The organism is Streptomyces sp. NPDC028991 (assembly GCF_055564775.1).
Genome location: NZ_JBVHVP010000042.1, coordinates 18034 through 25520 on the forward strand (window position 1 = coordinate 18034; position 7487 = coordinate 25520).

General features: G+C 71.1%; 6 protein-coding genes and 1 pseudogene. All 7 read right to left on the reverse strand.

Annotated features, from left to right (window positions below):
- Positions 1-93: 93 nt before the first annotated feature.
- Positions 94-1290 carry a glycoside hydrolase family 64 protein gene (locus tag ACZ4V1_RS35080; RefSeq protein ID WP_468344960.1) on the reverse strand — a complete coding sequence of 399 codons (1197 nt, stop codon included), beginning with the start codon at positions 1288-1290 and terminating at the stop codon, positions 94-96.
- Positions 1291-1429: 139 nt separating this feature from the next.
- Entirely contained in the window at positions 1430-2575 is a 1146-nt protein-coding gene (locus tag ACZ4V1_RS35085; protein WP_468344975.1) for an RNA polymerase sigma factor, read from the reverse strand.
- A gap of 17 nt (positions 2576-2592) precedes the next feature.
- Positions 2593-3000 (reverse strand): YciI family protein, encoded by a 408-nt coding sequence (locus ACZ4V1_RS35090; protein WP_468344978.1) that lies wholly within the window; start codon positions 2998-3000, stop codon positions 2593-2595.
- 135 nt (positions 3001-3135) lie between these two features.
- Positions 3136-3663 (reverse strand): NUDIX domain-containing protein, encoded by a 528-nt coding sequence (locus tag ACZ4V1_RS35095; protein WP_468344963.1) that lies wholly within the window; start codon positions 3661-3663, stop codon positions 3136-3138.
- A gap of 176 nt (positions 3664-3839) precedes the next feature.
- Positions 3840-5942: a CocE/NonD family hydrolase gene (locus tag ACZ4V1_RS35100; RefSeq protein ID WP_468344966.1), complete on the reverse strand. Its 2103-nt coding sequence runs from the start codon at positions 5940-5942 to the stop codon at positions 3840-3842.
- Positions 5943-5954: 12 nt separating this feature from the next.
- Positions 5955-7259 carry an ATP-grasp domain-containing protein gene (locus ACZ4V1_RS35105; RefSeq protein WP_468344969.1) on the reverse strand — a complete coding sequence of 435 codons (1305 nt, stop codon included), beginning with the start codon at positions 7257-7259 and terminating at the stop codon, positions 5955-5957.
- A gap of 134 nt (positions 7260-7393) precedes the next feature.
- A pseudogene (locus ACZ4V1_RS35110) lies at positions 7394-7487 on the reverse strand (hydrolase); the annotation flags it as partial.

Here is a 7487-nt window from a genome sequence, read left to right on the forward strand (position 1 = left end):
ACCCCCCCCCCCCCCGCCCCCCCCCCCCCCCCCCCCTCCCCCCCCCCCCCCCCCCCCCCTCCCCCCCCCCCCCCCCCGGGCCCGGTCACCGGGTCAGTTCAGCGGGTCCAGCGTGAGCTGTGCCTGGACCGGGTCGCCGTCGTGCACCAGCGATTCGTGGTGGCCGACGTCGTCGAAGGCGAAGGCGTACGCCTTTCCGTCGGCCATCCGGTCGTGGATGATCCGCGCGTAGTGGTTGGTCACGGACTCCTTGTAGAAGTTCGCCGCCGAGGTGTCGGGCTGGTCGGGGTTGCTCAGCAGCGTCGAGCGGTTGAAGCCGGCGCACAGCGTGCGCGAGATGGGTCCGCGTACCTGGTCGTTGGGGGCGTCCAGGAGCCTGTGACAGCCGAAGACGCTGGAGGCGTCCGGCTTCTGGAAGCTGGTGACGACCGCCCCCGCGCCGTTGGTGAAGTTCATGACACCGCCCGAGACACGCCCGAAGTACTTGGTGCCCGGCCGGTCCGCGAACGGGGTGACGGTGAGGGTCGCCGACGTGTACTTCTGCCAGACCCGGTCGATGTAGTCGTCCATGACCGACGCCGGCAGCGCACCGGTCTCCAGCCCGTAAAGCGGCGACAGGGCCCGCAGGACGGTGCCGTCGGGCCGGGTCTGGATCAGCCCGCCCCAGCCGGGCTGCCCGCGCAGCGCGCCGAACACCGCGCTGTAGCCGCCCGGCTTGAGCCGCCCGGCGCTGCTCACGCTGCCGTCGGCGCGCTGTACCCCGACCGTGTAGGGCGCGGAGAACATGTCGACCTGTGTGCTGTTCAGCCACAGCCCGGAGTCGTTGAGTGTGTACTCGGACCAGTTGAACAGGATGTCGCGGTTGGGGTCGCTCGGATTCTGCACGGCCGGCTGCACCAGGCCGCCCGTGGTCAGCCGGAAGTCGAGCTTCTGGCCGTACGAGAAGTAGATGCGCCCCGACAGCTTGGGGATCCGGATCGTCTTGGTCTGTCCGGCGGCCGGTCCGGGGATGGAGGCGTCCGGTGCGGGGGTCGGGGGAGTGCCGCCGGCGGGCCAGGCGTGGAAGGTGCCGTTCGCGTCGGCCCAGCCCTGCTGACCCGTCGTCAGCGAGGTGCCCAGGTTGTAGATGTGGACCGGTTCGCCGCGACCGGCGTTGTTGGTGATCTTCAGTGGGATGGTGGCGGGCACCGCGGCGTCCGCCGGCGGTGAAGCGCCGAACGTGAGCAGGGCGCCTGCCAGGCCTGCGGCCGTGGCCACGGCGAGTAGACGGTGTTTGAGGCTTGAGAGCACTCTCCACCTCCGTGCGGTGTGGGGGGAGGGAATTGGTCCGTACCGATTCTGAGAGCGCTCTCAGAGTTACGCTGGGGCGCGTTCATGTCAATGAGTGGGGAGCGGGTAAAACGAACGGTGACGGGGCCTGTGCGCTGCGTCAGCCGCTCGGCTCGGAATTGAGCCGTGCTGCCTGGCGCGTCAGGTGGGCGCGTTCGGCGAGGTTGGACGCTTGGCCGGCCGCTTCGGCGTAGAGCCGTGCCGCCGTCGGCAGATCGCCGTCGCGCTCGTGCAGGTACGCCGCCGCCGCGGTGTGGCGGGGCAGTGAGCCGTCCAGCTCCGCGAGCGCCGCCAGGCCTGCGCGCGGTCCGTCCGCCTCGCCCACGGCCACCGCGCGGTTGAGCCGGACGACCGGGCTGTCGGTCAGGCGCGCGAGCTCGTCGTACCACTCGACGATCTGCACCCAGTCTGTCTCCTCGGCGGTGGGCGCGTCGGCGTGGAGCGCCGCGACGGCCGCCTGGGCCTGGTATTCGCCGAGCCGGTCGCGGGCGAGGGCCGCCCGCAGGATCGTGACGCCCTCGGTGATCGCCTCCGTGTCCCACCGGCCGCGGTCCTGTTCGGCGAGCGGCACCAGGCTGCCGTCGGGCGCGGTCCGGGCGGCCCGCCGGGCGTGGTGCAGCACCATCAGGGCGAGCAGCCCCGCCACCTCGGGATGGTCGGCGGCGGCGGCGAGCTGCCGGGTGAGCCGGATGGCCTCGGCGGCGAGGTCCACGTCACCGGAGTAGCCCTCGTTGAAGACCAGGTAGAGGACCCGCAGCACGGTGGCGACGTCGCCGGGCTGGTCGAACCGCACGCCGGAGACGGTGCGCTTGGCCCGGCTGATCCGCTGCGCCATCGTCGCCTCGGGCACCAGGTAGGCCTGAGCGATCTGGCGGGTGCTGAGACCGCCGACGGCGCGCAGTGTGAGCGCGACCGCGGACGACGGCGTCAGCGATGGGTGGGCGCACAGGAAGTACAGCTGAAGCGTGTCGTCCACCGCGGGCGTGGGCCCTGGCGCCGGTTCCTCTTCGACGAGGTCCTCACGCCGGCGGCGGGCGGCGTCCGCCCGGGTCGCGTCGAGGAACCGGCGCCAGGCCACGGTGATCAGCCAGCCCTTCGCGTCCCGCGGAGGTTCGGCCGGCCAGACGCGGACCGCCTCGACCAGCGCCTCCTGCACCGCGTCCTCGGCCGCCGCGAAGTCGGCTCCGCGGCGGACGAGGATCGCGAGCACGCTGGGCGTGAGGCTCTTCAGCAGGGCCTCGTTCATCGATGTCATCGACGAGGTCACTCCGTGATGGTGGGCGGCGCGGTGAGGAACGGACGCAGCTCCAGCCACTCGTGGATCGGCTTCCCGCCGGCTCCGGGCGCGGCCGACAGCTCCCCGGCCAGCTCGACGGCGCGGTCGTAGCCGTCGACGTCGATCACCATCCAGCCGGCGATGAGGTCCTTGGTCTCGGGGAACGGGCCGTCGGTGACCGGCGGGCGCCCCTCACCGTCGTAGCGGACGAACGTGCCCTCGGGAGCGAGGGCCTGGCCGTCGACGAACTCACCGGTCTTCTCGAGCCGGGCCGCGAAGTCGTTCATGTACTGCATGTGCGCCGAGACCTCCTCCGGCGTCCACCGGTCCATGGGCACGTCGTTGGCCGGGGCCGGGGCGCCGCGGTAGTGCTTGAGCAGCAGGTACTTGGCCATGGTGTTCTCCTCGGTGCTGGTACGACCCATTGTGGTCGCGTTCACCCCGGGGACGGAGCCGGACACGGGTTCTCGACATCGCCGCCGAATCTTTTCCGGTTCGGTTTTCCGGGGTCGGGGACGAGCCCGCGGTGATCACCCTCGTGGAGGGCTCGCGCGAGGCGACCACGGCCCAGCGGCCGCCAGCACGCCGTAGTGACGCACCTCGGCGGCCCCTCGCCGTGCCGCTTCCGGCCACAGGCAGTCCAGGACGGAGGCGGACGGCGCAAAGAGGGAGACGGGGACCGCCCGGCGGGCGAACCACTCCCAGCGCACGATCTTGTCCGGCTCGGTGACCCGGGGCTCACCCGTCGTCCGCCGGGTGACGGCCGCGGCCGTCACCCGGGTCAGCCCGTTGAGGCCGTCGACGAGAACCGCCAGTACCCGGACGTCCGTCGCGGCCACCGAGAGTCCGGTCTCCTCCGCGAGTTCACGGGCGGCGGCCGCTTCGAAATCCTCCCCGGCGTCGACTTTGCCACCCGGAAGTTCCCAGCGGCCGTCGTGGCCGAGGCCGAGCAGCACTCGTCCGGCGGGATCGAGGACGGCGAGGCCGACACCGGTGAGGCTGTGGGAAGCGGGGCGGGCGCGTTCGGGGCGCTCGGCGCCGGGCGGGCGAGAGTTCACCCGTCCATTCCACACCGGAGGGGCCGTCGGAAGCCACCGCGGGCCCGGTCCGGCGCCGACGCGGGCCGTGGCCCGGCCGGCCTCACGTGGCCGGGCCACGGCCGGCGGCCCCTTGCGCACCGCCGCCCACGCTGGAAAGCGCGCACGACGAAGGCGCACCCCGCCACCTCGACCGCCTAGAGCAGATCACGTGGTACCGACTCGTTCCAGGTACGGGAGAACACGCGTCGGCCGCCCTCGTAGCCGTCCAGAGTGGCGTCGACGAAAAAGCTGTCCTCGTCGCAGGTGAGGCGCGTGTGGGTGACCACGCGCACGTCCCAGGCGTCGCGGCTGTCGCGGCTGTCGGGGCTGTCGGGGCTGTCGGGGCTGTCGCGCCGGAAGCTCATGGTCCAGGTGGACTCGCCGCTGACGGAGGTGAAGTCGTCGGCTACGGAGGCGTAGCGTTCGTGGGCGCGGCGGCCGACGTCGAGGCCGATCTCCTCGAAGCGGACCGTGCCCCGGTCCTTCACGGTGTCCAGCTCGGCGTGGTAGCCGACCAGGTCGCGTTTCACGTCCCAGCGTACCTCCGGCGGCGTCAGCGTGGTCGTGACGATGGGCGGGGTGCCCTCCGGTTCGCCGAACGGCGCGGCCTGTGTGTCGTCGGCCTTCTCCGGCGGACGGACCGGAAGGGTGAGCGTGCTGGAGCCGTCGTGGACGCTCAGCATCGCCGGCTTCGGCGCCGGCCAGGCGAGCGGCCAGTAGGACGTGGACAGGGAGAGGCGGATGCGGTGCCCGGGCGGAAAGCTCTGCGCCACTCCGTTGAGGTGGACGGTGGCGCGGTAGCGACGGCCGGGCTCCAAGGGTTCGGGCCGCTCCACGCTGTCCAGGCGGGTCAGGTTGAGCAAGCCGTAGGTGACCCGGGTGGCGGCTCCGCCGGGACGGACGTCCGACAGACGCGCGGCCACCATCGCGACCGGCTCGTCGACCGACAGATCGAGGTCGACGGTCGGCGATCCGAGGATCTCCAGCCGCTCGGTGAGCGGTTCGGTCTCGAAGACGAGCGAGCCGCCGTCCTCCTCACGCTGGTCGTAGGGCAGGTCGGGCGGCGCGTTGTAGGAGGCCCACTTGCCCGCGAACTGACCGACGGACAGCGGCGACCGCACGGTCAGCGTGTCCCCGTCCCCGTCGCCCTCCCCGTCCCCTGCCGTCTGCCCCCGCGGCTCGTCCGCAGGCGCGATCCGGTGCCGGGTGAGTGCGTGCGTGGTCGGACGGACCTGCGGAGAGGGCCAGCACGGTTCCGCCACCCAGCGCCCGGGCCGTTCCTCGTACGACGTGGACGGCGGCACGCTGTCCTGCATCCACGTCCGCAGCATCGGGCCGTCCATCACGCCGTTGTCGACGCCCTTGAGCCAGTGGTCCCACCAGCGCACGACCTCCTGGAGGTAGCCGATCGCGGGACCGGGTTCCCCGAGGTGGGGGAACTTGTGCGACCAGGGGCCGATGAGCCCCTTGCGGGGCACGTCCAGGTGGGCGAGCAGCCGCGTCACGGCGTTGGAGTAGCCGTCCGCCCAGCCGCTGGACGCCAGCACCGGGCACTGTACGTCCTGGTAGTTCTCGGCGACCGAGGCGTGCCGCCAGTAGTCGTCGAGACGCTGATGGCGCAGCCATTCCAGGACCCAGGGCCGGGAGTGCTCCAGGCGCTCGAGCCACATGTCGCGCCAACGGTCGCCGACCACGGCAGGATCGGGCGGACAGGTGGCGTAGGCGAACATGGTGCCCGCCTCGGCCAGGTTGTCCGAGAGCATGGCCCCGCCCATGTAGTGCATGTCGTCCGCGTGCCGGTCGTCGGTGAACGACGCGATGACGACGGCCTTCAGGCTCGGCGGACGCCTGGCCGCCACCTGGAGGGCCGCGAACGCCCCCCAGGACAGGCCCATCATGCCCGTGTTGCCGTCGCACCAGGGCTGTTCGGCGAGCCAGGCCAGCACCTCCTCGGCATCGCGCTGCTCCACCTCCAGGTACTCGTCCCGCAGCACACCCTCCGACTCGCCGGTGCCCCGCACGTCGACGCGGACACAGGCGTAGCCGTGCCCGGCGATGTAGGGGTGGTGGATGGAGTCGCGTTCGGCGGTGAGGTCCCGCTTCCGGTAGGGGATGTACTCCAGCACCGCGGGCACGGGTTCGTGGTCCGACGAGGTGGGGCGCCAGATGCGTGCCGACAGGCGGACGCCGTCGGACATGGGAATGACTACGTGCTCCTCTTCCTTCGTCGTACAGGGCAGATGGGTCACGTGACGCATGGTCGGCGCTCCTTACGCTCGCGCTTCTCGCGGGGGCTCGTCGAAGGCGAGGCCCAGGGCGGCGACGCACTGGTCGTACTTCCTGCGCATGTCCTCTTCGTCGTCGCCGCCGGTGAAGATGTGCGCGAGCTCGTAGCTGTAACTGTCCTGCTGGGAAAGGTCCGACAACCGCTGCCCCCGCTCGGGCAGGACTTCGATCCGTACGCCGGGGATCTCCCGCTCGATACGGGCGACCTCCTCGACGGAGGGCACGTGGCGCACGACCCCGTCCGTGAACCACCGGTAGTACCACTTCGCCGCCATCGCGTACGGGCCCTGCCGGTGTGGCATGCGCGGGTCCTCACCGAGGGCGAGGGCGAGCATGCAGTGGTGGTTGGGCGCGCCGTCCACGTACTGGAACAGCTCGGCGTGCGACTGGGAGTGGCGCGGATTGATCTCCAGCAGGCTGATGTCCTGGCTTCCCGGGTCGTAGAAGTACTCGACGCTGAACGTCGCGGAGTCGAAGCCGATCCGGCGCATCACCCGCTCGGTGACATCATGCAGCCGGTCGATGACCTGCGGGGGCAGCATCGAGGGGTACTGGTGGCGCAGGAAGCACGGTGACCCCGGGTAGTCGATCGAGTCCAGCGTGCCGTAAACGGTCACCTCGCCCTGGTGGACGTAGCCCTCCACGGCGACCTGGACACCGGACAGCGACTCCTCCGCCAGACACACCCGGCCGCCGACGCCGTCCATGTCCGGCGGCAGGTCGACCTGGTCGAGGATGTGCTCGAACGGGCGGCCGATGCGGGAGATGCCCTTGCGTATCTCGGCGACGGCGGCGCGGAACTGCTCCTCGTCGTCGACACCGAAGGCCAGCTCGGAGGAGTAGGACAACGCGGGCTTGAGCCACATCGGGAACCGCATGCCCTCCGGAGGCCGCGGGGGGTCGGCCTCCAGGTCGACCCGGCCGAAGCGCGGATGCCGGTCCGTCACCTGCTGTTGCTCGATCCTGCTCCAGTACTTGTGCTCGCACTTGACCACCGACTCGAGGCTCGTGGTGCGAGTGCCGTAGCGTGCTCCGAGGATCGGCACCAGCGTGCTGACCGGGAAGTCCCAGTAGCCGACGATCGCGTCGATGCTTCCGTCGAAACCGTCCAGCACCTCCTGCGCCTTCTCGATCACCTTCGGTAGCGATACCTCCCCGTCCTGAAGCTCCTCGACCGTCAGAAGGCCGTGGAAGCGCAGCGAATCGGCGCCCGGCACGGCCTTGAGCGTCGGAAGATTGGCCTCGTCGAGACCGACCACGAAGACGTTCTTGACATTCTCGTCAGACACGACTCTCCTCTCTCCTCCCAAGATCGACGGGGTACCCCCGCGTGGCCGGGGCAACCCCCGGCGTGGGTCACGCCCGGAGTCGGTCTCGGGGACGGAGCTGGGAGAAGTCGGGGACCGGACGGCTCCGGTCGGTGTCAGTGCTGGGTGAGGGACTGGGGGTAGTCGGTGATGATGCCGTCGACGCCGAGGCCGGTCATTTTGCGCATGGCGCCGGGTTCGTCGACGGTC